Below are 25,793 nucleotides of genomic sequence, written 5' to 3'. Positions count from 1 at the left end.
TGTGTTGCCCCTTTTTGCCGGGGCATGGCCGCGTGCTCAGCTCTGGATGTAACTGGTCAGCTGCGTGATCGTCTGCTCGTGCTCGGAAATGATGTCGTCCATCAGGTCTTGAATCGAGATCATGCCGACCACCTTGTCGCCGTCGACCACGGGCAGGTGGCGGAACTTGCGCTGGCTCATGAGCGCCATGCAGGCGTGGGTCTGGGTCTGCGGGGTGACGGTCATCACGTCGGGCGTCATGATCTCGGAGACTTTCATCTCTTTCGAATTCTTGCCCTGCAGCGCCACCTTGCGGGTGTAGTCGCGCTCGGACAAAAAGCCCACGAGCTTTTCGCCGTCCATCACCATGAGCGCGCCCACTTCGAAATGCGCCAGCGTGGCCAGCGCGTCGAACACGCTGGTGTCGGGCGAGGTGCGCCAGGCGGCGGAATCGTGGCGCTTGAGCAGTTCGGAGACGGGTTTCATCGCAGGCACTCCATTCAGGGGTTTCGATCCGGCCGACGCACGTGGCGGCGCCGTGCTTCGGACAAATCATAGGGGCGGAATCGCCCTTCGCGATGCAAAACCCTCCCGGGTGTTGCGCGTGTCATGCCGCGCACACGAACCTGGGGATGATCAAGGGTGCTCAGGGCGCGGCGGCGAGCACGCGGCTCAGCGCCACGGCATTGCCCGCGACATCCTTCACGAGGCCCTGCGCGTCGAAGTTCACCTGGAACTCCGACCAGCTGTCGCGCCAGTAGCGCCACACCGGCGCGTCCAGGCTCGGGTTCTCGCTGGCCACCGGGTAGCCCAGCGCCATCAGCACCTGTTCGCGCGTCATGCCCGGCATCACCTTGCCCGCGAGGATGGCGGCGCCCACCGCAGGCGGGAAGCTGGCGATCTTGCGCTTGGGGTCTTCGGTGACCACGTAGCGCTTGGCGAAGTCGATCAGCGTGATGTTGCGGCTGTAGTCGTTCTTGATGCGCTGGGGCTTGCCCGCGAGATCGAGGTTGAAGAAGCGGAAGTCGTAGGCCGTGATGCGCGCCGGCGTGCCCACGGGGACGATGCTCGTGCCCTGCTCGTCGTAGTTGATGTCGCTGATCGAGTCGCCGTAGGTGCGCATGTTGCAGCACAGGAAACCGTCGGTCAGCGGACCGGGCGGGGGCGACGGGCGCTGGGCGTGCACCGCGGTGGCGGACAGGATGGTGGTGGCCGCGAGCAGGGCGGCGGCGGCAAGGCGCTGGACCATGAAAAGGATCTCCCTCGGTGTGACTTTTTGAAACAGCTGCAGGCGCAGCGCGCGGATTCTAGGGGTGATCTGGCGGCCAACAAGCCAGTGAATACGCCAGCTGGTGCTATCAAAAGCGCAGCATCGAGGAATCGGTCCGTTTCCCGGTTCACAATGCGCACCCGGCCTGCGAGGCCGGTCCCTTCCAGACAGCGCGAAAGAAAGAGCATCCATCGATGGCGATCCAGTGGTTCCCCGGTCACATGTATTCGACCCAGAAGGCCATCACCGAACGGGTGAAGGACATCGACGTGGTGATCGAACTGCTCGACGCGCGCCTGCCCGGCTCCAGCGCCAACCCGATGCTGGCCGAGCTCACGGCCGGGCGGCCCACGCTGAAGGTGCTCAACAAGCAGGACCTGGCCGACCCCGCGCGCACCGAGGCCTGGCTGGCGCACTACAACGCGCTGCCCGACACCCGCGCCATCGCGCTCGATGCCAGCCTGACCATGCCCGCGCAGCGCATCGTGCGCGCCTGCCACGAGCTGTCGCCCAACCGCGGCGGCATGGCCAAGCCGATGCGCGTGCTGATCTGCGGCATTCCCAATGTGGGCAAGTCGACCCTCATCAACACGCTCACCGGCGGGCGCAAAGCCAAAACCGGCGACGAGGCCGGCATCACCAAGCTCGAGCAGCGCATCACGCTGGCCGACGACTTCTACCTGTGGGACACGCCCGGCATGCTGTGGCCGCGCATCATCGTGCCCAAGAGCGGCTACAACCTCGCGGCCAGCGGCGCGGTGGGGCGCAATGCCTTCGACGAGGAAGAAGTGGCGCTGGAGCTGCTCGACTACCTCAAGGCGAACTACGCCGAGGGCATCGTCGCGCGCTTCAAGCTCGTCGAGCTCGACGCCGCCACCCTGGCCGACATGAAGGACGAAGACGTCCTCGACACCATCGGCCGCAAGCGCGGCGCGCTGCTGGGCAAGGGCAAGGTCAACCTGCAGAAGGCCGCCGAGATCGTGATGCACGAGTTCCGCGCCGGCAACCTGGGGCGCATCACGCTCGAGACGCCCGAAGAGTTCGCGCAGTGGCTGGCCGCCGGCCAGCGCGCCGACGCCGAGCGCGCCGCGAAGAAGGCGGCGCGTGGCAAGAAGGGCAAGCAAAAGCCCGAGGCGCCCGAGGCAGACAGCGGCCCGACGGCCGACGCGTGAAGGTCTTGCGCGCGGCTCGCTGAAGGCTGCGCGGGCCGCCCCTATCATCGAGACATGCAACGTCTCACGCGCCAGCGCAACGCCGTTTTCTCCGCCTTCAGCGACGCCGGTCGCGTGCTGACCGCCCCCGAAATCCTCGAACACGCACGGGCCATCGTGCCCGAGATCAGCCTGTCGACGGTGTATCGCCAGGTCTCGCTGCTGCTGGCCGACGGCGAGATCGCCAAGGTCGAGCTGCCGGGCGAGCCGGCGCGCTATGAAGTGGCCTGCAAGGCTGATCCACACGATCACGCTTCGCACGGCGCCAGCGACGATGCAGGGCACCACCACCATCACTACTTCCATTGCTCGCAGTGCGGCCAGGTGTTCCTGCTGCACGCCTGCCCGGGGCCGATGCACGACCTGGCCCCCAAGGGCTTCCAGGTGACGCACCACGAGGTCACGCTGCATGGCCTGTGCGCCGCCTGTGTCGACGCCGGCGCGAAAGCGCCGAAGGCGCACCCGCCGCACTGACGACGGCGGGGCCCCGGATGCCGGGGAAAGGTCAACAAAGTTATTGAGAATGAATTCGCAATAACGTATATTCGCGTGTCCGAACGAACTCCCCGGCCACGCACATGCAAGTCCTGTCCTCGCTCAAGGAAGCCAAGAAGCGTCACCGCGATTGCCAGGTGGTGACGCGGCGCGGCCGCACCTACGTCATCTGCAAGTCCAACCCGCGCTTCAAGGCGCGGCAAGGCGGCGCAAAGAACAAGAACAAGCGCTGACGCGCGGCGGCCCAGAAGCCGCCTTCATTCCCCATTCGATGACTGCATCGGCGTGCCCACGCCGGGGGCGTGCCTGCGCGCGTCTTTCCCTTTTCTTCTTCCTTCCATCGGAATCCCTCCGCCATGCTCCGAGCCACCGGCCTCACCAAACGCTACGGCGCGCACACCGCGCTCGACCGCCTCGACCTCGACATCCGCGGCGGCGACATCTACTGCCTGCTGGGTGCCAACGGCGCGGGCAAGACGACCACCATCAACCTGTTCCTGAACTTCATCGCGCCGACCGACGGCACGGTGCAGATCAACGGCACCGACGTCACGCGCTACCCGGTCGCGACCAAGCAGGACGTGGCGTACATCCCCGAGCAGGTCACGCTGTACGGCACGCTCTCGGGCCTGGAGAACCTGCGCTTCTTCGCCGGCCTCGCACTGGGCCACGAGCTGCCGCGCGAACGCCTGCTCGCGCTGATGACCGAAGTGGGGCTCGACCACGCGGCCGCCGACAAGCGCGTCAGCATGTATTCGAAGGGCATGCGCCAGAAGGTGTGGATCGCGGTCGCGCTGGCCAAGCAGGCCAAGGCGCTGCTGCTCGACGAGCCCACCTCGGGGCTCGACCCGCATGCCGCCGCCGAGTTCTCCGACCTGCTGCGGCGCGCGGCCGACCGCGGCGTGGCCGTGCTCACCACCACGCACGACCTGTTCCATGCGCAGCAGACCGCCACGCGCGTCGGGATCATGAAGCGCGGGCGGCTGGTCGAAAGCCTCGACGGCGCGCAGATCGGGCAGACCGACCTGCAGTCCCTCTACCTGCAACACATGAGGGCCTGACCCGATGACGATGCGCTGGATCGCCCGACGCGAATTCACCGAACGCCTGCGCGACGGCCGCCTGTATTGGGCCGGCGGGCTCGTGGCCGTGCTGCTCTTCACCGCGCTGGCCGTCGGCTGGGCGCACCAGCGCGGCGCGCATGCCGAGCAGGTGGCCGCACAGGCCATGGACTACCGCGACTGGCTGCACCAGGACAAGCGCCATCCGCACGACGCCGCGCACCAGGGCATGCACGCCTTCAAGCCCGAGCCGCCGCTGTCGATGGTCGACGCGGGCATCAACCCCTACATCGGCAGCACCGTGTGGCTGCAGGCGCACCGCCAGAGCGAGGTCAAGTTCAATGCCGCGCAGGACGCGACGGGCCTGCAGCGTTTCGGCAACCTGTCGGTGGGCTGGATCCTGCAGGTGCTCGGCCCGCTGCTGGTGATCGTGCTGGGCTTCAACGCCTTCGCGGGCGAGCGCGAGCAGGGCATCCTGCGCCAGACGCTGAGCCTGGGCGTGGCGCCGCTGCGGCTGCTGGCCGGCAAGGCGCTCGCGCTGTCGGCGCTGCTGGCGGTGCTGCTGGTGCCGGCGGCCTTGGTTGCGGCCGTTGCCGTGGCGGTGGGCGCGGAGCCGGGCGGGCGCGTCGATGCGCTGCTGCGGCTGGGCGCGTGGTCGCTGGGCTACGCGGTGTACCTCGGCATCTTCGTGTGCCTGGTGCTGGGTGTGTCGGCGCTGTCGTCGACCTCGCGCATGGCGATCACCGTGCTGCTCGCGCTGTGGATCGGGCAGGCCGTGATGGCGCCGCGCGTGCTCTCCGAGCTTTCGCGCACCTGGTATCCGAGCCCGACGCGGCTCGAATTCAACAAAGCGCTGGGCGCGGAACTCAAGGCCGTGTCGAACCAGGTCTGGCAGCAGAACTTCGGCACCACCGAGCGCTGGGGGCGCGACGTGCCGCTGAGCAAGTGGGGCATTGCGCTGCGCCTGGACGACCAGGCCTCGTACCCCGTGTACGACCGCCACTACGGCCGCCTGTGGGACACCTGGGAACAGCAGCAGAAAGTGCAGGAGTGGAGCGGCCTGCTGCTGCCGCTGCTCGCGGTGCGCAGCTTCTCGATGGGCATGGCGGGCACCGACTTCTCGCACCACCGGCGCTTCACCACGGCCGCCGAGCTGCACCGCCGCAACATCCAGGACCTGATGAGCAAGGACCTCGTGGCGCATGCCGATCCGCTCGGCGACCGCCACTTCTCCTACCAGGCCACGGTCGACCTCTGGGCCACCGTGCCGCCCTTCGACTACCACCCGCCGGGAGCAGGGTGGGCGCTGCGGCACCAGACGCGCAGCTTCCTCGTGCTGTGCGCCGGCCTGCTGCTCGCGGCGGCGTTCGCGGCCTTCGCCACCTTGCGCCAGCGCGCGCTCTGAGAGGGGATGCCACCCATGTCCTCCATCCATCCTCCCCAAGGCCGCCGCCTGCTGGCCGTGATGCGCCAGGAAGTCCGTTTGATGCTCGCCGAGCGCGGGCTTTGGGTCGTCGGCGCGCTGTTCCTCTTGCTCGTGGCCTATGCCCTGGGCAACGGCCTGCTGCAGACCGCCCAGCGCGACCGCGCGCAGGCGGCCGTGGCGCAGGCCGACCGCGACACCCGCACCGCGCAGCGCACCTTGCTCGAAGCCATCCTGGCCGGCACCGCGCAGCCCACGCCCTTCGAGAACCCGGCCGACCCCTCGCGCATGGCGAGCGGCTACGGCGGCCAGCACGTGCTGCTGCCGACCGCGCCGCTGGGCCCGGTCGCGCTGGGGCAGAGCGACCTGTTCCCGAGCCAGTACCAGGTCACGAACCAGAGCCGCGTGGTGTTCATGAACCCGAGCGACATCGAGAACCCGTGGCACCTGCTGAGCGGGCATTTCGACCTGGCCTTCGTCATCGTCTACCTGCTGCCGCTGCTGATCTTTGCGCTCAGCTACAACCTGCTGTCGGCCGAGCGCGAGAACGGCACCTTGCGCCTGCTGCTGTCGCAACCGCTGCGCTTGCGCACGCTGCTCGCGGGCAAGCTCACCGTGCGCGCCGCAGTGTTGCTGGGCCCCGCCGTGCTGCTGCCGGTGGCCGTGCTGTGGATCGCGCGCCATGCGGGGCTCACGGCGGGCGGCGCGGGCAGCGCCACGCTGTGGTGGGCGCTGCTGGTGGGCGCCTATGCGCTGTTCTGGTTCGCGCTGGTGGTGGCGGTGAACGCCTTCGGCGCCTCGTCGGCGACCAACGCGATGGTGCTCGTCATCGCCTGGGTGTTGTTGGTGCTCGTGGCGCCGGTGCTGCTGAACCTGGCCGTCACGCAGGTGGCACCTGCACCGTCGCGCACCGAGCTGGCCACGCGCCAGCGCGTGGTCACGGCCGAGGCGATGAAGCGCTACCAGGACCTGCTGGGCACCGAGTACCAGCACGTGGGGCAGGGTGCCATCCTCGTGCCGCGCGACGGCAAGATCGAGATCGCCGGCCGCTCGCTGGCCAACTACCGCATCCAGCGCGAGGTCGACGAAGCGATCCGCCCCGCGCTCGCGCGCTTCGACGCACAGCAGGCGACGCAACAGGCGCTGGTGGGCCGCTTCGGCGCCGTGTCGCCGGCGGCCGTGGCCTACGAAGGCATGACCGCGCTGGCCGGCAACGGCGCGCGTCGCCATGCGCGCTTCGACGCGCAGACCGTGGCACACCACGAAGCGTGGAAGGCCTTCTTCTTCCCGCGCATCGATGCGCGCGATGCGCTCGCCCCTGCCGACTTCGATCGCATGCCCACCTTCGCCTGGCACGAGGAGCCCGCCGACCTCTTGCGCGGGCAGGCCGCGCTCGCCGTGCTGCAACTGCTGGTGCCGAGCCTGCTGCTGTTCGGGCTCGCGGCCTGGCGGCTGCGGCGCTTCTCGGTGGCCTGACGCCTTTTCTACTTTCTTCCACGCACCGTTCCATGACCCCGTTCACCCGCACCACCGTCGCGCTGGCCGCCTTCACCGCCTTGCAAGTCGCCTCTGCACAAGACAGCCGCAACAACGCCGAACTCGGCACCGTCACCATCGAAGGCAGCCGAGACGCGAACAGCCTGCACCTCGATGATTCGAGCGGCACGGCCTCGCGCCTGGGCCTGTCGGTGCGCGAGACGCCGGCCTCGGTCGAGATCCTGTCGCAGGACGCGATCCAGCAGCGCGGCGCGCGCACCTTCAGCGAGGCGTTGCGCGGCATGGCGGGCCTCTCGGGCGGCGGCCCCCCGTCGTCGCCGACCACGCTGTCGCTGCGCGGCTTCACCAGCCTCATGTACCTCTACGACGGCGTGCGCAGCTCGGGCGCGGGCGTCACCAACCGCGTGCAGGACACCTGGAACTACGAGCGCATTGAAGTGCTCAAGGGCCCGGCCTCGGTGCTCGACGGCGAAGGCGCCATCGGCGGCATCGTCAACTTCGTGACCAAGCGGCCCGACCGCAGCAACCCGCACAAGGAAGCGCTGCTCTCGTACGGCAGCTACGGCTCCACACGCGCGGCCTTCGGCTTCGGCGGCGCGCTGGGCGAGGCCAGCGCCTACCGGCTCGACTACAGCCGCAACGACACCAAGGTGGGCACCATCGACCGCAACGGCGAGCGCATCGATCACTTCACGAGCGGCCTGCTGGTGGACCTGGGCGGCTCGGTGAAGCTCGACCTGTCGTTCGACTACCTGCGCGACGACAACGACGCCTACTGGGGCACGCCGCTCGTGCCGCGCAGCTTCGCCACGCAGCCGACGAACGTCGTCAGCACGCCCGACGGCCGCGTAATCGACCGGCGCATGGCGCGCACCAACTACAACGTGCGCGACGACGAGAATTCGTCGGAAACCTATTGGCTGCGCGCGCGCCTCACGGGGCAACTGGACGGCGGCTGGTCGTGGCGCAACGAGTTCTCGGCCAACCAGTCCAAGCGCATGTTCCGCAATTCAGAAAGCGCGACCTTCGTGCCGCCCGCCAGCATCGCGCGCGACCAGACGCTCATCACGCACGACCAGGACTTCTGGCTCGACCGCTTCGACGCCACGCACAAGGGAAAGATCGCCGGCCTGGACAACCGCTTCGTCGTCGGCGGCGAGTACAGCGAAACGCGCTTCGGCAGCCAGCGCCGCTTCTCCAACAGCAGCCCCACCACCGCCGCGCAACTGCGCGTGCCCGTGTTCGACCCATACACCGGCTACTTCGACGACAACCCCGCGCTGACCACCGGCGCGGGCAACCGCGCCGACACCTTCTCGCGCGTGAAGGTTGCCTCGGTTTTCGTGGAAGACGCGCTCAAGCCGATGCGCGACCTCACGCTGGTCGGTGGCCTGCGCCACGACCGCACCGAGGTCGACCGCCGCATCTGGGACCTCAGCGCGGGCAGCGTCACGCGCTTCGGCGCGAGCTACCGTGCCACCTCGGGGCGCCTCGGCGCGGTGTACGACCTGTCGCCGCAGTCGAGCCTGTATGCGCAGTACACCAACGCCACGCTGCCGGTGGGATCGCTCTTCCTGCTGTCGGCCTCGAACGCCGCGTTCCCGATGTCGCGCGGCAAGCAGGCCGAGGTGGGCTTCAAGCAGAGCCTGCCCGCGGCCAACCTCGAGTGGACCGCGGCGCTGTACAAGATCGAGCTCGACAACGTGCTCTCGCGCGATCCGAACAACGCCGCCACCACAGTGAACAACGGGCGCCAGTCGTCGCGCGGCCTCGAGCTGTCGGCCGTGTGGAAGCCCACACGCGAATGGACGCTGGCGGGCAACCTGGCGGCGCTCGATGCGCGCTTCGACACGCTGGTCGAAGCGGGCAACGTCTCGCGCGTGGGCAAGACCCCGCCGAACGTGCCCGAGCGCATGGCCAACATCTTCGCCACCTACCGGCCCGACGGCTCGAAGTTCGAATACTTCGCGTCGTTGAATCACACGGGGCCGATGTACACCGACAACGCCAACCAGATTCGCATCAACGGCTTCACGACGGTGGATGCGGCCGTGAGCTATCGCTTGAAGAATGCGCTGCTGAGTTTTCGTGTGCGCAACCTGACCGACCGGCTCTACGCGACCTGGACCGGCCGCGCCGCGAGCCAGGTGTTGCTGGCGCCGCGGCGGACCTTCGAGGTGTCGGCGAAGTTCGACTTCTGAAGCCCACGCGCTGAGGAGAACCGACAGCGCCCAGTGTGCGCAGGACACTGGGTACTTCCCGCAGCGAAATCAAGGAGGAGGGCGAAGCCCGGGGGACATTCGCGGAGGGAAGTACCCGGTGGCCTGCGCACTCGCCCTGAACAAACCCAGCCTCAGCGCATCTGCAACCGCGCATCCTTCGGATACCCGATCGTGTAGTCCGCCGACACGCGCGCCGTCTGCCCCGCGTCCAGGTCGAAGCGCCACATCGCCAGCCCCGGCTGCTTGTTCCACGCCTGCTCGGCCGGCTGCGGCGCAAAGCGCGTGGTCACGCGCACCTGCTCGTCGACCGACACCGGCGCGGCCTCCAGCACCTGCACCGCGATCGGCGTGCGATGGCGGTTTTCGACCACGTAGGCGCGTTGCACCTGGCGCTCGGCGCGCGAGCCGACGAAGCCGCCCGAGCCCTGGTTGTCGCGCTCGGGCTCGACTTGCACGCGCACCAGCTCGTCGCGGCCGAACGAGAGCGTGAGCTTCGCGTCGCTCGGCGCGTTCCAGCGGCCCTGGCCGACGAAGTTGCCGTCGCGGTACAGCTGCATCGGACCGGCCGGCCACACGCCCGAGGGCTGCGCCATCTCGGCGACCAGGAAGGCGCTCGGGTCCACGCGCGGGCTGGTGCGTGCGGCGAGCTGCGCCGCGTCCTCGTGCTGGCCCAGTGCCAGGGTGACCCGCTGGCCGTTGGAGGGCACGTCGATGCTTTGCGGCACGGCGAACTCGGTGGCGAAGCTGTTGTCGAACACGCTCACGTCGAACAGCGGCTCGCGCACGCGCTCCATGGCCATCTTGCGGTCGGCGGCAATGGGGGAAGGGGCGGCGGCCATCGGCGCGTCCATGTACGCCGGCTCGGCATTCGCGCGCGGCGGTGGCTCGATGCCGATGCGCCACGCGGTCGGCGTGCGCCCCGTGGTCTCGCGGCGCGGCTGGCCGGTGGACAGCACCAGCTTCACGCCGCGCCAGTCCTCGCCCGTGGCCTGCGCCACCAGCGCCTGGCGCTCGATGCGCACCTTGCGCGTCGTGGTGTCGAGCAGCGCGCGGTAGCTCGGCGTCCAGCCCGGGCCGTTGACCTGGTAGCTGAGCTTCACGTCGGCATCGGCACTGGCGGCCAGCGTGACGGTGACGGCCGTCACCTGCGCGCCCTGGCCCTGCGTGCGGCCGCGCTCGGCCAGCAGCGGCTTGAGCTGGCGGTCGAGGTCGGTCTGCTGGCGCTGGATCTGGTGCTGCTTGAGCAGCGCGTCCTGGCCCGAGCGGCGCATCGCCTCGGTCATGGCCGCAAGGTTGCGCGCGTCCATCGGCGCACGCGCGCCGGGGCCCGACTCGCCGCCCGACAGCCCCTTGAGATAACCCGTGACCATGCCCAGCGCATCGGTCTCGGCCTGCAACGCGGCCTTGCGGTCTTCGAGTTCGCGGATGCGGCCGTCGAGCGCGCTGGTGGCGCAGTTCGCCGAAAGCTCGCGCGCCTCGCTGAGCACCGAGGTCTCGCCCACGCGCACCGCCGCGCCGGCCGACACCTGCAGGCTCTGCACGTCGAGCCCGGCCGGAAGGCAGGCAAAAGTGACCGAGCGACTGCCCGCCGCGACGCGCGCCACGCGCTCCACCGTGGCGCTGCCGGGGTAGACCTTCACCTGCGTGATGCGCGAGGCATCGGCCTGCAGCTGTGCATGGGCGCCCGCGCCCGCGGCCAGCCAGAGGGCGGCGAGGGCGGTGGCGCGCAGGAGGGGGCGGGCGGAGAACGGTGTGTGCATGGAAAGCCTTCCGGAAGAAAGTCAGTGACGAATCTCCGCTTCTACGGACGGGGCGGGCGAACGGGGTTAAGGCGTGGCGAAGTTTTTTTCATGACGCCGGTGTGACGCGGGCGCGCCGCTGTCGCGCAGGCATCTGCCGGCGGCGAGCCGGTCACCCAAGAGACGGTGCGCGGAGGCTCCACTTCCTAGAGTGGGTCTCGCCTTCCCTCCATTGATTCACCCTGAAAGGACACCCCCCATGCTCGACACGATCCAGGCCATCAACCGTTCGGCCGCCTTCAATCGCTGGGCCGGCTTCGACGTCACCCAGGCCGCCGACGGGCAGGCCGAACTGCGCATGAAATGGCGCGAGGAAGACATGGGCCAGTACACCGGCTTCCTGCACGCGGGGATGATCGCCGCGCTGCTCGACACCGTGAGCGGCTTCGCGGCCGCCACCGTGGCGGGCCGCGTGCTGGCTTCGCACTTTTCCATCAACTGCATCTCGCCCGCCATCGGCGAGGCCTTCGTGGCGCGCGGGCGCGTGGTGAAGGCGGGGCGCAAGCAGGTCTTCGTCGGGGCCGAGCTGTTCGCGCAGCCCGAGGGTCAGGGCGAAGACAAGCTCAAGCTCGTGGCGACGGCGAACGCCATCCTGGTGCCGGTGGACGAGGCGTCGACGACGCCGAAGCCGAAGCCGAAGCAGGCGGCGTAACCACCACGGCAGGCTCGGCCTCGGGCTTGCGCTTCAGTCCGAACAGCGGGCGCAGCCAGCCGATGCGGCGGATCAGCCCGTCGGTCAACAGCCAGCAGCCGGCAATGGTCACGGCGACCAGCGCCACGGGCTCCCACACCGGGCCCAGCGCCAGCGGCACCAGCAGCGCCACCCCCGCGACGATCAGCGTCTGGTGCAGCATGTACCAGGGGTAGACCGACTCGTTGGCCCAGCGCAGCCACGGCCAGGGGCGGTTCAGGTGGCGGTGGCCATGGCCCAGGATCGTGGCGACCGCGAGCCACAGGTAGGCCGTGCGCAGCACGTCCATCAGAAGCCCCTGAGGCGAAACAAGGGCCCCGACGCGCAGCGCGATGAACGCGCCGATCACCGCCACCGCCAACAGCAGCGACACGCGGCGCAGCCGCTCCAGCTCGCGCCAGATGCCCGTGTCCACGCCCATCCAGTAGCCGTAGAGGAAGACGGTGAAGTAGATGCTGTGCAGGTGGAAGTCCCACACCAGGTTGTGCGTGGCCGGAAAGTGCCGCGCCAGCAGCACCGTCCACGCCAGCAGCGGCAGCGCCGGCAGCACCAGCAACTGCCAGCCGCGCAGCCCGTTGAAGCGCCGCCGCACCCACTGCCCAGCCGCCGAGCGCCACAGCGGCAGCGTCAGCGCGACCAGCGCCGTGTAGAGGAACAGGTAGGGCAGGTACCAGAGGTGGTTCCAGGTGATGCCGAACTCCGCCCCCGCGAACGCGCCCTTGGGCCACGGCGCGCCCATCGACAGGTAGCGCAGCAGGAAGGTGCCGAAGCCCGGCGCCACCAGCCCGCGCGCCACGCCCTCGGCATAGGCCTGGTAGGGCACGACCACCGCCATGCCGAAGGCCAGCGGCAGCATCAGCCGCAGGCCCCGGCTGCGCAGCAGGCCCCAAGTGCCCTGGCCCCGGCTCAGGAAGCCGAGCGACACGCCCGAGATCAGGAAGACCAGGTCCATGCGCCACAGGTTCAGCACCCGCATCGGCCACGGCAGCCACTCGGCCGCGTGCGGGCTCTTCAGGTGCCAGGGCCAGTCGGCCACGTAGTACATGCCCACGTGGTAGAGGATGACGAGCAGGAAGGCGAGGGCGCGCAGGGCGTCGATGTCGTGGCGGCGCTGCGGTGTGGGAACGGAATCGGAGGGCATGGCGGGCTCCTGGAACGAGGAAACGGCGGCCATCGTGGCCCCCGCGCCCGCCCCCGGGGCCCTCGCCGGGACGGATCGGCCCGGATTTGTGACGAACGGTGGCCCCCAGGGACGAAATCCGGCCCCCGGTTCGCGAGAATCCCCGCATGAGCGAGCCGCGCAAGAACCTGTACGAGCGCTACGAACCGATCCGGCGGTACGTCGAAGTCGGCTTCTGGATCGTGCTGATGACGGTGCATGCCGCGATCAGCACCGTGGTCGCGCTCATCGACGCGCGCAGCCGCGCCGTGCCGCGCGCGAACTGGGAGGTCGTCACCTGGGAGGTGTCGAGCCACATCGCGCTGCTGGCCCTGGTGCCGGTGCTGGTGGCCGTGGAGCGCCGGCTGTCGCCGCTGGCGCGCGACCACTGGGTGCGTTTTCTCGCCGGGCACCTGGTGGCCAGCGTGCTCCTGAGCCTGGCGCACGTCGCGGCGATGTTCGGGCTGCGTGCCGCGGTGTACGCGGCGGCCGGCGAGCCCTACGACTTCGGCGGCGCCATGGGGCGATGGGGCTACGAGTACCTGAAGGACGTGCGCGTCTACGCCACGATGGTCTTCGGCGTGTGGGCCTACCGGCTCTTCATGCTGCGGCTGCAGGGCGAGGCGCGCGTGCTCGATCTGCCGGAAGAGGGCGTGGCGCCGGTGCCCGAGGCTTTGGAGGAGAGGGAGGGAGTCGAGCCCTCGGTACAGGAACCGCCAACGTCGGTAGCGCCGCCGCCGGCCCGCCCCGAACGCTTCCTCGTGCGCAAGCTGCGCCGCGAATTCCTCATCGCCGCCACCGACATCGACTGGCTGCAGGCCGAGGGCAACTACGTCGGCCTGCACGTCAACGGCCACGACTACCTGCTGCGCGCCACGCTCACCGACTTCCTGACCCAGCTCGACCCCGTCACCTTCGTGCGCGTGCACCGCAGCCACGCGGTGAACCTGGGCCGCATCAAGGAGATCGAGCCGCTCGACGGTGGTGACGCCCGGCTGCACATGCACGACGGCACGAGCGTGCCCTGCAGCCGGCGCTACCGCGACGCGCTGCGCGGCGGCGCGGGCTGAGGGTTTCGGCGCGTTCCGATCCGGTGCGCGCCCTGCGAATTCGGCCCATTCCTGGGTCGTTTCGCACCATTCAAGAGCTTTCAGGCACCATTTTTGCTTTCTTGCGCCGGCGCCCCGATCCGTTCGGGTGCGACGCACCAAATCAAACCAAAAACCTGCAAGAAGCTCTCATGGACGCACTCAAACAGGGCGCTGACGCGCTGTTCATCCTTCTCGGCGCCATCATGGTCCTGGCCATGCATGCCGGCTTTGCCTTCCTGGAACTGGGCACCGTGCGCAAGAAGAACCAGGTCAATGCGCTGGTCAAGATCCTGGTCGACTTCTCGGTGTCGACCATCGTGTACTTCCTGGTGGGCTACGGTGTGGCCTACGGCACGCATTTCTTCGTCAGCGCCACCGAACTGTCGGCAAGAAGCGGCTACGAGCTGGTGAAGTTCTTCTTCCTGCTGACCTTCGCGGCGGCCATCCCGGCCATCATCTCGGGTGGCATCGCCGAGCGCGCCAAGTTCTGGCCGCAGCTGATCGCCACTGCGGTGATCGTCGGCTTCGTCTACCCGCTGTACGAGGGCATCGCCTGGAACAAGGCCTTCGGCATCCAGGGCTGGATCGCCTCGGTCACCGGCCACGAGTTCCATGACTTCGCCGGCTCGGTCGTCGTGCACGCCGTGGGCGGCTGGCTCGCGCTGCCGGCGGTGCTGTTGCTGGGCGCGCGCCGCAACCGCTACCGCGGCGACGGCTCGCTCAGCGCGCACCCGCCGTCGAACATCCCCTTCCTGGCGCTGGGCGCCTGGGTGCTGTGCGTGGGCTGGTTCGGTTTCAACGTGATGAGCGCGCAGAGCATCGACAAGATCTCGGGCCTCGTCGCCGTCAACTCGCTGATGGCCATGGTCGGTGGCACGCTGGTGGCGCTGGCCATGGGCAAGAACGACCCCGGCTTCGTCTACAACGGCCCGCTCGCCGGCCTCGTGGCCGTGTGCGCCGGCTCCGACCTCATGCACCCGCTGGGCGCGCTCGTGGCGGGCGGCGTGGCCGGCGCCATCTTCGTCTTCATGTTCACGCGCACGCAGAACAAATGGAAGATCGACGACGTGCTCGGCGTGTGGCCGCTGCACGGCCTGTGCGGCACCTGGGGCGGCATCGCGGCGGGCATCTTCGGCACGCAGGCGCTCGGCGGCATCGGCGGCGTGAACCTGTGGGCGCAGCTCATCGGCACCTTGCTTGGCGTGGTCTGGGCGCTGATCGGCGGCGCCGTGGTGTACGGCGTGCTCAAGGCGACGATGGGGCTGCGGCTGTCGCAGGAGGAGGAATACGACGGGGCGGACCTGTCGATCCACCACATTTCGGCGACGCCGGAGCGGGAAGTGAACTGGTGAGGGCGATGCGGCTCAGGACATGAGCCGCATCGGGGGATTTGCGGCGCACGGCACGAATTTGCCAGCTGTAGCAAACTTGCCGGCGGCCCCCGATCCCACCTGTTCACCACTCCCAATGACCCAATCGCCCCCCGCCCTCGAAGTCCTCCCCCGCGACCTGTCCGCCTACCGCGAGGGCAACGTCGGCATCGACTACGTGCACCGCTTCGAGTCCGGCAAGCCCGGCCCGCACGTGCTGATCAACGCGCTGACGCACGGCAACGAGATCTGCGGCGTGACCGCCGCCACGCACCTGCTCGACACTGGCGTGCGCCCGAAGATCGGCACGCTCACCGTCAGCTTTGCCAACGTGGCGGCGTACGAGTCCTTCAACGAGGCGCTGCCTTTCGACAGCCGCCAGCTGGTGCACAACCTCAACCGCGTGTGGTCGCCCGAATGGCTCGACGGCAGCGAGGACAGCCCCGAGCTGCGCCGCGCCCGCGAGTTGCGCCCGGTGGTGAGCGCGGCCGACCACATCCTCGACATCCATTCCACGAGCCAGCCTGTGATCCCGTTCTGGGTGTACCCGGCCTTCGACCGCAACGCCGAGGCCGCCATGGCCATCGGCCGTCCGTCGGTGCACCTGGTGATGCCCGACGGCCTGGGCTCGGGCACGCCGCTGATCCAGCATGGCCAGCATGGTCGGGCCGACGGCAAGGGCGTGGCGCTGGTGGCCGAGTGCGGCCAGCATTTCCTGCGCTCGGCCTCCGAGCTGGCCACCGCCATCTCGCTCGACTTCCTGGCGCATTTCGGCCTCATCGACAAGGACCCGGCCGTGCCCGCGCCCGGCGAGCAGCGTCGCTTCGAGCTGCTCCAGACGCATGTGATCAAGTCGGAAGACTTCGCCTTCGTGCGCCCGCTGATCGGCTTCGAGACCTTTGCCAAGGGCGAGCTGATCGCCACCAACGGCCCCGACGAAATCCGCGCGCCGTGCGACGACTGCACGATCTTCATGCCCGCGCAGCGCACGATCGTCGGGCGCGAGGCGGTGTACCTGACCAAGCCGCTCTGAGGCCGGCGCCCTTCAGTTCAGCAGATCAGCAGGTGCCGCGGTTTGTCCGCGGTGCTGTAGTCGGCATGCCAGTAGTGCGGGTCGTCGCAGAGGCTGAATGCGGCTTGCTTGCCGGCGTGCCGGGCCGTGAAGTGCCGTTGCAGCGTGACGTGCACCGAACCCTCGTCGGGCCAGTCGATGCCGACATCGACGACGCGGTTGCCCGCGGCGACTTCGGCGGCGACGATCCGCTGCAGGGCGGGGTGCAAGAGGGTGTTGAGGCGGGCGAGGGCTTCGCGGCGTTCGGTGGGCGCGAACGAGGAGGCGAGGCAGGCTTCGGTGAACATCGCTGGATGGGCCATGGCGCGCTTCCCGGTCAGACCGTTGCAGATGCCCTCGACTTCGGGATCGTCCGGCCTTTGCACTTCGGATAGTTGGCGCAGCCCCAGAAGCTGCCGTCGTTCTTGGACGAGCTTCTTTCGACCATCTTGGTGCCGCAACTCGCGCAGGTGGGCCGCCAGTATTCTCCTTCGTAGGCCACGGCCAGCAGTGCCGCCTGTTGTTCGGGCGTGCGCTGGCCGATGAGCCGGAGCAAGGCTGCGCCGTCCTGGGCGTGGATGCCGTTCGCCTTCGCAAACGCCGCCGCTTCCGCCGAGAAGGTCGAGCTCGTCACGTAGGTGCCGCTCTTCAATTGGTGCGAAGCCATCACGCCGAAGAACTCGCGCATTTCCTTGACGCCCACGGCTTTGCTCTGCCAATGCTTGCACTGGACGATGCGCGGCATGTCACTGTGCCTGGACTGGAGCCAGATATCGACGCCGCCGTCCGCGCCATGCGATTGGCTGCGCGTGGTGAAGCCGGCTTGTGCGTAGAGCGCTTCGCACAAGGCCTCGAAGCGACGCCATTCGATGGCGTGGAGCACGGCGGGGCTCCACTGCGATTCCTGGCCCGCATGGGGTGCTGTCGATGGCGAGGGCGACAGCACGGGCTCGCGACGCTCGGCTGTCGAGGCGGGCGCGGGGCGTGCGGGAGCGCGAACTGCCGTGGGCTCGATCTCCACAGGGGCGGCTTGACGACGGACGACGTAGTGCAGGCCCAGCAGCACGGCCCCGATTGCCAGCGCGACCCAACCGGCAGGCCGGAGCGCCGGCCCCAGCGTGCCCACGATCGGCCCTTTCAGGAAGGCGGGGGCAACCACCAGCAACAGGATGCCGACGAAGATCGCCATCCAGGCCTTGCCGGCCAGTTCTTGTCGCGCCCGCTCGCGTCGGCGCTCGGCTCTTGTCTGTCTTGCCATCGGTCGCTTGCCTCGCTCCTCGAAAGATCTCTTTATAAGCCGGGGCGGGCGCCCGGGTCTTCACCGTGTGACTGCGGTGTTCTGCGCGTCGCGAAGCGCGTTGTCTGCGGCTTGCCGCGCTTGCGAGCTGCCCGATTCGTGGGCACGCGCTTCTTCCGGTGTTTCGGGCGACTTGTTGATCTCCTTGACCAGGTCGGCCAGGTGCGTGTCGTCGTCTCCTCCGCACTCCTCGGGCGGCCACCTCAGACGGGCACCGTCGAAGTGCCAGCCAGCGGTGCCGCCCGTGGCGGCTTTTGTGCGCAGCCAGAGCTGTTCCCAGCGCGGAAATGCCGCCGGGTCGTCGCGCCAGTACAAGGCCTGCAGCATCTGGGACAGGGCCACTTGCGTTTCGCGTTGGGACGGCTGTGTCGAAACGAGGATCTCGGCCACCTCGAAGAGTCGCGGCGTCGAGATGAAGTAGCGTTGTCCCATGCGGGTGCGCTGCGTGTCCGGGCCTTCGGGCATCAGATATCCCGAGCCGCCGCTCCCGCTGTCGGCGCTCAGGACGCAGAGCGCTTCGGCCGGGGTGAAGTGCCGCAGGTCATCGAGCGCTGATGCCGTCGCCTTCCGGTCGCCGCGCGCCACGGTCTGGCTGAATTCCCGGAACTCGTTGTACGAAGCGTTCCGATCCGCGCGACGTGCGGCGTCGGCGATGCTGAAGGCAGCGATCACCAGCACGACGCCGCCAGCGAGCCCCGCAACGCTCGCACCGAGGGTCTGGGTCGCGCCACCTGCGGCCAGGACTGCCACTAGGACGACCAGCACGGTCGCCCCGATCGCATAGGGCAGGAGATACGCGAACCACAGTGGCAACAGGCTCAGGCCGATGAGGCACAGGCCCGTGAGCACGGGGACGACGGCGAGCCAGATGAGAAAGGACTTAGTCCGGGTCGTCATGCGCCGAAACGCTTGAGGGCAGTGTGGGCCTGTTCCTGCGCGCAACTCAACCCGCAACGAACAACGCCGGGTCCACCATCGTCCGGTTCAGCATCACCCCCCAATGCAGGTGCGGCCCGGTCACCCGCCCCGTCGCGCCCACCGCGGCCAACGGCTCGCCGGCCTTGACCACGTCGCCCACCTTCACGTCCCAGCGGCTCAGGTGGCAGTACATCGTCAGCAGGCCGCCGCCGTGATCGACCCAGACGGTGCCGCCGTTGAAGAAGTAGTCGCCGGTGTCGATCACCTTGCCGGCCAGCGGCGCGCGCACGGGCGTGCCGGTGCCGGCTGCGATGTCCATGCCGCTGTGCGGATTGCGCGATTGGCCGTTGAACACGCGGCGCAGGCCGAACGAGCTGGAGCGGCGGCCCGGCACGGGCACGCGCATCTGCAGCGCGGCGTCGGGGCGCAGGTCGGAGAGCGTGGCCATCACGCCGGTCAGGTGATCGCGCTCCTTGGTGTAGCGAGCCTCGTCCTCGGGCGATAGGTCGACCGTGCGCGGCGCCACTGTCAGGCGTTGTTCGCGGTACTGCTTCGGGGCGATGGTGTAGGCGATCTGGCGTTCGGGCTTGCCCTCGGTGCGCACGCTGATGCTGGCTTCGCCGGGTGGGGTGGCGAGTGGGATGCCGACCAGCGCGGTCCATTCGATCGGATCGCCGAGCACCAGCACCGGCACATCACCGGCGAAGGCCTTGGGGCGCGTGGCCGCAGGGCCGAGCGACAGGCGGGCGACGCCGCCCGGCACCAGCAAGGCGCGCGGCCAGACATCGGGCGCCTGCGGCTTGTTGTTTTTCTTGGCCGGGGCCGCGGCACCGGCGGGCAGGGCCAGCAAGCCGAGGGCGCCGAGCACGGCGCTGCGGCGGTTCAATGCAGCAGAAGGGAGATCGGAGAAAGGAAGGGTCATGTGCATGGACAGGATTCGAATGAGGAGTTGAGGGGGCGGCGGTTCATTCGCCGCTCTGTTCCCGCCAGGTTCCGGGCGCCAGTCCGTCGAGCGTGTAGGGCCCGATGGCGGCGCGGATGAGGCGCAGCGTCGGCAGCCCCACGGCCGCCGTCATGCGCCGCACCTGGCGGTTGCGGCCTTCGCTGATCGCCAGCTCCAGCCACGCGGTGGGAATGAGCTTGCGCTCGCGGATGGGGGGCTCGCGGTGCCACACCTCGGGCGGCGGGTCGAGCCGGCGCGCCCGTGCGGGGCGCGTGGGGCCGTCGTTGAGCTGCACGCCGTTGCGCAGCGCCGCCAGCGCCTCGTCGGTCGGCACGCCCTCGACCTGCACCCAGTAGGTCTTCTCCATCTTGAAGCGCGGATCGGCGATGCGCGCCTGGAGCTTGCCGTCGTCGGTGAGCAGCAGCAGGCCCTCGCTGTCGGCATCGAGGCGGCCGGCGACGTAGACACCGGGGAGGTCGATGAAGTCCTTCAGCCCGCGCCAGCGGCCCTCGGGCGTGAACTGGCTGAGGACGCCGTAGGGTTTGTTGAAGCGGATCAGGCGAGAAGAAGGGCTCGTAGCGTTCATGAACCGACAGGATAGCCGGGGTCTGTCGACGCTCGGCGCAAGAAAAAAGCCGGAGCCATGACGGCCCCGGCTTTGCGGGAGAGAGATAGACCGGGCTTACTTGGCCCAGCTGTCCCGCATCCCCGCCGCGCGGTTGAACACCACCTGTCCGCCGGCGCCACCGCCCTTCGTGTCGCGCACGAAGTAGCCATGCCGTTCGAACTGGATGCCCACGCCGGGTTCGGCCTTCGCCAGCGACGGCTCGACGAACGCCGTGCACACCTCGAGGCTGTGCTTGTTCAGCTCGTCCAGCAGCTCGCCGCTGCCGGGGTTGGCTTCGGCGAACAGGCGCTCGTACAACCGCACCTCGGCCTGCACGGCATCGGCCGCGGCGACCCAGGTGATGTTGCCCTTGACCTTGATCGCGTCCGCGCCGGGCGTGCCGCTCTTGGTGTCGGGCACCAGCGTGGCCTGCACTTCGAGGAGCTTGCCGTCGGCGTCGCGCGTGGCGCCGGTGCATTCGATGACGTGGCCGTACTTCAGGCGCACCTTGTTGCCGGGGAACAGGCGGAAGAAGCCCTTGGGCTGCACGTCTTCGTAGTCGGTGCGCTCGATCCAGACTTCGCGGCCGAGCTTGAACTCGCGCTTGCCCATCTCGGGGTGGTGCGGGTGCACGGGCGCGGAGCAGTCGTCGAGCACATCGTCGCCACCCATCAGCTCACCCCAGTTGGTGATGACGAGCTTCACCGGGTCGAGCACGGCCATGGCGCGCGGCGCGATGGGGTCGAGGGTGTCGCGCAGCGCGGCCTCGAGGCTGGCGTATTCGATCCAGCCGCCCGACTTGGTAGTGCCGCTGCGTTCGCAGAACAGCTGCAGCGCGGCGGGCGTGTAGCCGCGGCGGCGCAGGCCGGCGATGGTGGGCATGCGCGGGTCGTCCCAGCCGTCGACGTGTTTCTCTTCGACCAGTTGGCGCAGCTTGCGCTTGCTGGTCATCACGTGGGTCACGTTCAGGCGGGCGAACTCGTACTGGCGCGGGTGCGGGCTGGCGACGAGGCCGCCTTCGGCCAGGCGGTCGAGCAGCCAGTCGTAGAAGGGGCGCTGGTCTTCGAATTCGAGCGTGCAGATGGAGTGGGTGATCTGCTCCAGCGCGTCTTCGATGGGGTGCGCGTAGGTGTACATCGGGTAGATGCACCACTTGTCGCCCGTGTTGTGGTGCGTGGCCCGGCGGATGCGGTACAGCGCGGGGTCGCGCATGTTGATGTTGGGGCTCGCCATGTCGATCTTGGCGCGCAGGATGGCGGCGCCGTCGGCGAGCTTGCCGTCGCGCATCTCGCGAAAGCGCGCCAGGTTTTCGTCGGGCGTGCGGCTGCGAAAGCGGCTGTCGGTGCCGGGCGTGTTGAAGTCGCCGCGGTTGGCGCGCATTTCTTCGGGCGTCTGCTCGTCGACGTAGGCCAGGCCGGCGCCGATCAGGTACTCGGCGGCTTCGTACATGAAGTCGAAGTAGTTGCTGGCGAAGTACTCGTGCTCCTGAATCGTGCCGGGCGCGCTGGGGCGGTCGGCCAGGTAGGTTTCGTAGCCGAGCCACTTCACGGCGTCGCGGATGGAATCGACGTACTCCTGCTCTTCCTTCTCGGGGTTGGTGTCGTCGAAGCGCAGGTGGCATACGCCGCCGTATTCCTTGGCCAGCTCGAAATTCAGCCAGATGCTCTTGGCGTGGCCGATGTGCAGGTAGCCGTTGGGCTCGGGCGGAAAGCGCATGCGCACCTTGGCGGGGTCGGGCATGCCCTGGGCGTGGTGGGCGGCGTCGCCCGGGGAACCGCCCCAGGTGCGGCCTGCGTAGGCACCCTGTGCGAGGTCGTTCTCGATCACATGGCGCAGGAAATTGCTCGGTGCAGCGGTCGTTTTGGTGCCGCTTTTGTCGGTCGGGGAGGTCATCGCGTCATTCTAGAGGGGGGCCTGTCGGGGTTACTTTTGGCAACGCTCTTCACAATGCAACGTCCACCCGCTTTGCAATTGCAGCGTTCAATACGGACATGGGGCGCACAACGCCCCCCAACAAGGAGTCCCACATCATGAGCGTCACACGTTCTACCCTCTTCAAATGGGCCGCTGCCGGTGCGGTGGCCTTCGGTGCGCTGTTTGCCGCCACCTCGGCCAGCGCCCGCGGCGACGTGAGCTGGTCGATCGGCGTCGGCGTGCCCGGCGTGGCGGTCGGCGTGGGCGGTCCCGCCTACTACCCGGCCCCGGTCTATGCGCCGCCGGCCCCGGTGTATTACGCACCGCCGCCCCCGGTCTACTACCGTCCGCCGCCGGTGTACTACCGCCCGGCACCGGTCTACTACGCACCGCCGCCGGCCTATTACGGCCCGCGCTACTACGGTCGTGGTTATCACCGCGGTCATGGCCACGGACACGGCCACTGGCGCTGATTTACAACGCCATTCGTGACTGAATGAAAAAAGCCGGCCCCGAAAAGGCCGGCTTTTTGCTGCGTGCCCGGTTCGCAGATTTCACATGGCGCGAAACAGGTGGGCGTAGAGCCGGCTGACCGGGATCTTCTCGGCCCGCCCGCGCAGCGCGAGGTGCAGCTTGCCGGCTTCGTCGCGGTGCACCGCCTCGATGGCCGCGCTGCGCACCACCACCGCCCGGTGCACCTGCCAGAAGGTGTCGGCATCGAGCTGGGGCAGCAGTTGCTTGAGGGGCGTGCGGATCAGGTATTCCTGCGTGGCGGTGAGCACGCGCAGGTACTTGTCGGCGGCCTCGAAATACAGCACCTCGTCGATCGGCACCATGCGCACGGTGGCGCCGCCCGCATCGCTGGCGGCGATCATGCGCAGCGGCGCTGACGATGCCGACGGGGCCCCGCCGGCGGCGCCCAGCACCTGGCGCCACTGGGCGAGGGTGCGCTCCAGCACCTCGTCGGCCGGGATGGGCGGCGTCATCGACGGCGCGGCCGCCGCCAGCGCCTGCCGCAGCCGCGCCACGGTCTTGCGCAGGCGCACGGGCTGCACGGGCTTGAGCACGTAGTCGATGGCCTCGGCCTCGAAGGCGCGCGCGGCGTATTCGTCGTAGGCGGTCACGAACACCAGCTGCGGCATCGGCGCCTCGTCGGTGGGCCAGCTGTCGGCCAGCTCGGCGGCGGCGCCCAGGCCGTCCAGGCCGGGCATGCGGATGTCGAAGAACAGCACCTGCGGCAGCAGCCGCAGCGCCTCGCGCACGGCGCTGCGGCCGTCGCGGGCGGTGGCGACCACGCGCAACTCGGGCCAGACGGCGGCCAGTTCGGCCTGCAGGGCCTGGGCCAGCAGGGGTTCGTCTTCGGCGATGAGGGCGGTGAGGGGCATCGTCTTCTTGTTGTCGTGGGGCCTGTTCAGGCGGGCAGGGGAAGGTTCAGGGTGACGCACGTACCGCCGCCCGTGGGCGCGGGGCGCAGGCTCAGGCGACCTTGCTCACCGTACACGGTGGCCAGCCGCTCGCGCACCTGTTCGAGCCCGAAGCCGCTGCCTTCCGAGGGCTGCGGTGGTGCCGCATCGAGCCCGACGCCGGTGTCGCTCACCTCGATGACCAGTTCGCCCGCCTCGCGGCGCGCGCGCACGGCGATCTCACCGCCTTCGACCTGGGGCTCGAGGCCGTGGCGGATGCTGTTCTCGACCAGCGGCTGCAGCAGCAGCGGCGGCACGGGCGTGTCGCGCAACTCGTCGGGCAGGTCGAGCGTGTAGCGCAGGCGCTCGCCCATGCGCACCGACATCAGTTCGAGGTAGTCGCCCAGCCGGTCGAACTCGGCCGACAGCGGATGCGACAGCGCGCGCGAGCCGCTGAGCGTCATGCGCAGATAGCTGTTGAGCCGGTCGAGCATGGCCACGGCGCGCGGCGGGTCGACGGTGATCAGCACGCGCAGGTTGGCCAGCGTGTTGAACAGCATGTGCGGCTCGAGCTGGGTTTCGAGCAGCTTGAGGCGGGCGTCCGTGGCGTCTCGCTGCGCCAGGTCGAGCTGGCGCTGCATGTGCTTGCTGCGCCCGAGGCTGTAGAAGAAGTAGCACATGCCGATGGTGGCTGCCAGCGTGATGACGATGGTGGAGACCATCCGGTGCCGGGCGAAGCCGGTGAAGTCGAACAGCGGCCGGCCGACCCAGGCGTCCCCGATGGCGCCGCCGCCGAGGAAGCCCAGCGTGACGCCGAAGGCCACCAGCACGAAGCCCCAGGGCCCGTGCGGCCAGAGCACGTTCTGGTGGCCGCTGATGAACAGGCGCCCGGTGTCGATGACCAGCCAGCTGATCGTTCCGATCGACAGCGAATACACCATCTGCGAACTCCAGCTGCCCATGCCCGAGACGGTCAGCGCCGCGGCGATGACGCAGCAGAAGGCGGCCGTGATCAGGCCGTGCCGCAGGATGTCTCGCAGGTTCTCGGCGCGAAAGCGCGACGGGCGTGGCGTGTCTTCCGCCGTGGCCGTCACCGACGGTCCCCGCCACCTAGCGCGCGGCGCTCACGTTCCAGCAGCTGGTCGTACAGGCCGCCGCCGGGCGCGATGAGCCAGACCACGGCGCCGTGGATCAGCAGGCCCAGGCCCCAGCCCATGAGCGGGTACACGGCCCAGTTGTGGCCGCGCGAGGCGGCAAGTGCAACCAGCCCGACGTTGACGACCACGTAGACGAAGGCATGGATGAACCAGCCCATCTTGGCGCCGGCGCGGCGGCGGGCGCGCCGCTCGATGTCGGCGGACGAAGAAGAGGAGGAGGAAGAAGAGGAAGGGGACATGGGGGTCATGACAGCTCCTTGAGAGAGGCAGGTGAAAGGGGAACGAAGTCGCTGGCGGCCGATGCCGGCATCGACGGTGAAGGTGGCAGGGCCGCGCGCTGGCGCAGCTCCTCGGTGGTCTCGCCCGGCCCGTCCGGCCGCCAGCCCGGCGGCTTCACGAGGTAGCCGACGAAGGCGCGCAGCGAACGCGCCGAGCGCAGGTCGCGCCACAGGTCGCGCCATTGGCTGAACTCGATCTCGAACAGGTTGTACGAGGTGATCGGCTTCACCAGTCCGTAGCGGCAGGGCAGGTCGGCACGCTCGGGGATGTAGGTGCCGAACAGGCGGTCGAACACGATCAGCACGCCGCCGTAGTTGCCGTCCAGGTACTCCAGGTTCGAGGCGTGGTGCACGCGGTGGGCCGAGGGCGTGTTCAGCACCCATTCGAGCGGGCCGAGCTTCGGAATCCAGGTCGCGTGAATCCAGAACTGGTAGAGCAGGTTCAGCGTGAGCATCAGCAAAATGATCCGCGGCGGCATGCCCAACAGCGGCGCCAGCAGGAAGAAAGCCAGCGTGCCGGTGAGCCGGCCGGTCCAGCCGAAGCGGTAGGCGGCCGACAGGTTCAGCTGGTTCGGCGAGTGGTGCACGGCGTGGGTGCACCAGAACCAGCGCACGCGGTGCGCGGCGCGGTGGTACCAGTAGTAGCAGAACTCCTGGCCGACGAAGCAGGCGAGCCAGCCGGTCCAGTGGTCCATCGGCAGCGTGAAGAGCCGGTGGGCGTAGAGCCAGTCCATGGCACCGACCCAGAAGGCCAACGGCAGCAGCCAGCGCAGCGGGTATTCGCGCACCAGGAAGTCGAACACCGAGATGCCCGCCGCCTTCCAGTCGTAGCTGCGCCAGCCGTTGCGCCACGACAGCACCAGCGCTTCGGCCAGCGAGGCGAGCAACACCACCGAGATGGAAATCTTGAGGATCAACACGAGCACGGTCATGGCGGTTCCTGGCGGCGAAGGGCGG

The 25,793-nt window shown here is 68.9% G+C and carries 26 protein-coding genes; 12 read left to right on the top strand and 14 right to left on the bottom strand.

From position 1 onward, the window contains the following. Positions 1-36 precede the first annotated feature (36 nt). Complete coding sequence (locus AC57B8_RS05465; RefSeq protein ID WP_307587549.1) at positions 37-465, bottom strand: CBS domain-containing protein; 429 nt, start codon at positions 463-465, stop codon at positions 37-39. Between the two features lie 160 nt (positions 466-625). Further along, on the bottom strand, positions 626-1,228 hold the full coding sequence (gene bamE, locus AC57B8_RS05460; RefSeq protein WP_062476980.1) for an outer membrane protein assembly factor BamE domain-containing protein: 603 nt from the start codon (positions 1,226-1,228) through the stop codon (positions 626-628). 215 nt (positions 1,229-1,443) lie between these two features. Here bamE and ylqF point away from each other — a divergent pair, with 215 nt between their 5' ends. From ylqF to AC57B8_RS05425, 7 genes are all read left to right on the top strand, one after another. Next, positions 1,444-2,421 carry a ribosome biogenesis GTPase YlqF gene (gene ylqF, locus AC57B8_RS05455; RefSeq protein WP_496478902.1) on the top strand — a complete coding sequence of 326 codons (978 nt, stop codon included), beginning with the start codon at positions 1,444-1,446 and terminating at the stop codon, positions 2,419-2,421. 54 nt (positions 2,422-2,475) lie between these two features. Continuing rightward, positions 2,476-2,934 (top strand): Fur family transcriptional regulator, encoded by a 459-nt coding sequence (locus tag AC57B8_RS05450; RefSeq protein ID WP_095746174.1) that lies wholly within the window; start codon positions 2,476-2,478, stop codon positions 2,932-2,934. A gap of 104 nt (positions 2,935-3,038) precedes the next feature. Continuing rightward, a complete protein-coding gene (gene ykgO / locus AC57B8_RS05445; RefSeq protein ID WP_013542562.1) occupies positions 3,039-3,188 on the top strand; it encodes a type B 50S ribosomal protein L36 in 150 nt (49 codons plus the stop codon). A gap of 123 nt (positions 3,189-3,311) precedes the next feature. Further along, positions 3,312-4,016, top strand: coding sequence for an ABC transporter ATP-binding protein (locus AC57B8_RS05440; protein WP_496478901.1), 705 nt, complete (start codon positions 3,312-3,314; stop codon positions 4,014-4,016). Positions 4,017-4,020: 4 nt separating this feature from the next. Next, entirely contained in the window at positions 4,021-5,421 is a 1,401-nt protein-coding gene (locus tag AC57B8_RS05435; protein ID WP_496478900.1) for an ABC transporter permease subunit, read from the top strand. 15 nt (positions 5,422-5,436) lie between these two features. Then, positions 5,437-6,915: an ABC transporter permease subunit gene (locus tag AC57B8_RS05430; protein WP_496478899.1), complete on the top strand. Its 1,479-nt coding sequence runs from the start codon at positions 5,437-5,439 to the stop codon at positions 6,913-6,915. Positions 6,916-6,947: 32 nt separating this feature from the next. Then, positions 6,948-9,137, top strand: a complete 2,190-nt coding sequence (locus AC57B8_RS05425; protein ID WP_496478898.1) for a TonB-dependent receptor — start codon at positions 6,948-6,950, stop codon at positions 9,135-9,137. 152 nt (positions 9,138-9,289) lie between these two features. Here the strand turns inward: AC57B8_RS05425 and AC57B8_RS05420 are convergent, their stop codons facing one another. After that, positions 9,290-10,918 (bottom strand): DUF4139 domain-containing protein, encoded by a 1,629-nt coding sequence (locus tag AC57B8_RS05420; protein ID WP_496478897.1) that lies wholly within the window; start codon positions 10,916-10,918, stop codon positions 9,290-9,292. A 238-nt stretch (positions 10,919-11,156) separates the two neighbouring features. Between AC57B8_RS05420 and AC57B8_RS05415 the strand changes: the two genes are divergently transcribed. Beyond that, entirely contained in the window at positions 11,157-11,609 is a 453-nt protein-coding gene (locus tag AC57B8_RS05415; protein WP_159270928.1) for a PaaI family thioesterase, read from the top strand. Here the strand turns inward: AC57B8_RS05415 and AC57B8_RS05410 are convergent. Continuing rightward, on the bottom strand, positions 11,521-12,789 hold the full coding sequence (locus tag AC57B8_RS05410; protein ID WP_496478896.1) for an acyltransferase family protein: 1,269 nt from the start codon (positions 12,787-12,789) through the stop codon (positions 11,521-11,523). The genes AC57B8_RS05415 and AC57B8_RS05410 overlap by 89 nt on opposite strands. A 146-nt stretch (positions 12,790-12,935) precedes the next feature. On the opposite strand from AC57B8_RS05410, the gene AC57B8_RS05405 reads away from it, so the two are divergent. The 3 genes from AC57B8_RS05405 (at position 12,936) to AC57B8_RS05395 (ending at position 16,301) form a co-directional block, all read left to right on the top strand. Continuing rightward, positions 12,936-13,877, top strand: a complete 942-nt coding sequence (locus AC57B8_RS05405; protein ID WP_496478895.1) for a LytTR family DNA-binding domain-containing protein — start codon at positions 12,936-12,938, stop codon at positions 13,875-13,877. A 170-nt stretch (positions 13,878-14,047) separates the two neighbouring features. Further along, positions 14,048-15,250 carry an ammonium transporter gene (locus tag AC57B8_RS05400; RefSeq protein ID WP_062476947.1) on the top strand — a complete coding sequence of 401 codons (1,203 nt, stop codon included), beginning with the start codon at positions 14,048-14,050 and terminating at the stop codon, positions 15,248-15,250. A gap of 115 nt (positions 15,251-15,365) precedes the next feature. Beyond that, complete coding sequence (locus AC57B8_RS05395; RefSeq protein WP_496478894.1) at positions 15,366-16,301, top strand: M14 family metallopeptidase; 936 nt, start codon at positions 15,366-15,368, stop codon at positions 16,299-16,301. 17 nt (positions 16,302-16,318) lie between these two features. Here the strand turns inward: AC57B8_RS05395 and AC57B8_RS05390 are convergent, their stop codons facing one another. The 6 genes from AC57B8_RS05390 to AC57B8_RS05365 all read right to left on the bottom strand — a co-directional run bounded on the left by AC57B8_RS05390 (position 16,319) and on the right by AC57B8_RS05365 (position 21,977). After that, positions 16,319-16,642: a hypothetical protein gene (locus AC57B8_RS05390; RefSeq protein ID WP_369646337.1), complete on the bottom strand. Its 324-nt coding sequence runs from the start codon at positions 16,640-16,642 to the stop codon at positions 16,319-16,321. A 14-nt stretch (positions 16,643-16,656) separates the two neighbouring features. Further along, positions 16,657-17,508, bottom strand: a complete 852-nt coding sequence (locus AC57B8_RS05385; protein ID WP_496478893.1) for a restriction endonuclease — start codon at positions 17,506-17,508, stop codon at positions 16,657-16,659. A gap of 129 nt (positions 17,509-17,637) precedes the next feature. Next, positions 17,638-18,513 (bottom strand): hypothetical protein, encoded by an 876-nt coding sequence (locus AC57B8_RS05380; RefSeq protein ID WP_496478892.1) that lies wholly within the window; start codon positions 18,511-18,513, stop codon positions 17,638-17,640. Positions 18,514-18,559: 46 nt separating this feature from the next. Next, entirely contained in the window at positions 18,560-19,456 is an 897-nt protein-coding gene (locus AC57B8_RS05375; protein ID WP_496478891.1) for a peptidoglycan DD-metalloendopeptidase family protein, read from the bottom strand. Positions 19,457-19,499: 43 nt separating this feature from the next. Beyond that, positions 19,500-20,063, bottom strand: a complete 564-nt coding sequence (locus AC57B8_RS05370) for a pseudouridine synthase (protein ID WP_496478890.1) — start codon at positions 20,061-20,063, stop codon at positions 19,500-19,502. 96 nt (positions 20,064-20,159) lie between these two features. Next, positions 20,160-21,977, bottom strand: a complete 1,818-nt coding sequence (locus AC57B8_RS05365; RefSeq protein ID WP_390342555.1) for a glutamine--tRNA ligase/YqeY domain fusion protein — start codon at positions 21,975-21,977, stop codon at positions 20,160-20,162. 137 nt (positions 21,978-22,114) lie between these two features. On the opposite strand from AC57B8_RS05365, the gene AC57B8_RS05360 reads away from it, so the two are divergent. After that, positions 22,115-22,471, top strand: coding sequence for a hypothetical protein (locus AC57B8_RS05360; RefSeq protein WP_496478889.1), 357 nt, complete (start codon positions 22,115-22,117; stop codon positions 22,469-22,471). 81 nt (positions 22,472-22,552) lie between these two features. On the opposite strand, the gene AC57B8_RS05355 is transcribed toward AC57B8_RS05360, so the two are convergent. The 4 genes from AC57B8_RS05355 to AC57B8_RS05340 are packed head-to-tail and all read right to left on the bottom strand — an operon-like array spanning position 22,553 to position 25,768. Next, positions 22,553-23,383 carry a LytR/AlgR family response regulator transcription factor gene (locus AC57B8_RS05355; protein WP_496478888.1) on the bottom strand — a complete coding sequence of 277 codons (831 nt, stop codon included), beginning with the start codon at positions 23,381-23,383 and terminating at the stop codon, positions 22,553-22,555. Between the two features lie 26 nt (positions 23,384-23,409). Further along, the gene (locus tag AC57B8_RS05350; protein WP_496478887.1) at positions 23,410-24,495 is read right to left on the bottom strand and encodes a sensor histidine kinase; all 1,086 of its coding nucleotides are present in this window, start codon (positions 24,493-24,495) and stop codon (positions 23,410-23,412) included. Beyond that, positions 24,492-24,806, bottom strand: a complete 315-nt coding sequence (locus AC57B8_RS05345; RefSeq protein WP_370870079.1) for a 2TM domain-containing protein — start codon at positions 24,804-24,806, stop codon at positions 24,492-24,494. Before AC57B8_RS05345 ends, AC57B8_RS05350 begins: the two co-directional genes overlap by 4 nt. Beyond that, the gene (locus tag AC57B8_RS05340) at positions 24,803-25,768 is read right to left on the bottom strand and encodes a sterol desaturase family protein (protein WP_159275999.1); all 966 of its coding nucleotides are present in this window, start codon (positions 25,766-25,768) and stop codon (positions 24,803-24,805) included. The genes AC57B8_RS05345 and AC57B8_RS05340 overlap by 4 nt, the downstream gene beginning before the upstream one ends. Positions 25,769-25,793: the final 25 nt, after the last annotated feature.

Source organism: Variovorax sp. BGA-UO-ETr-C22 (assembly GCF_059567965.1).
Note: the sequence above shows the minus strand (reverse complement) of the source record. Positions and strands in the feature narration are given on the sequence as shown.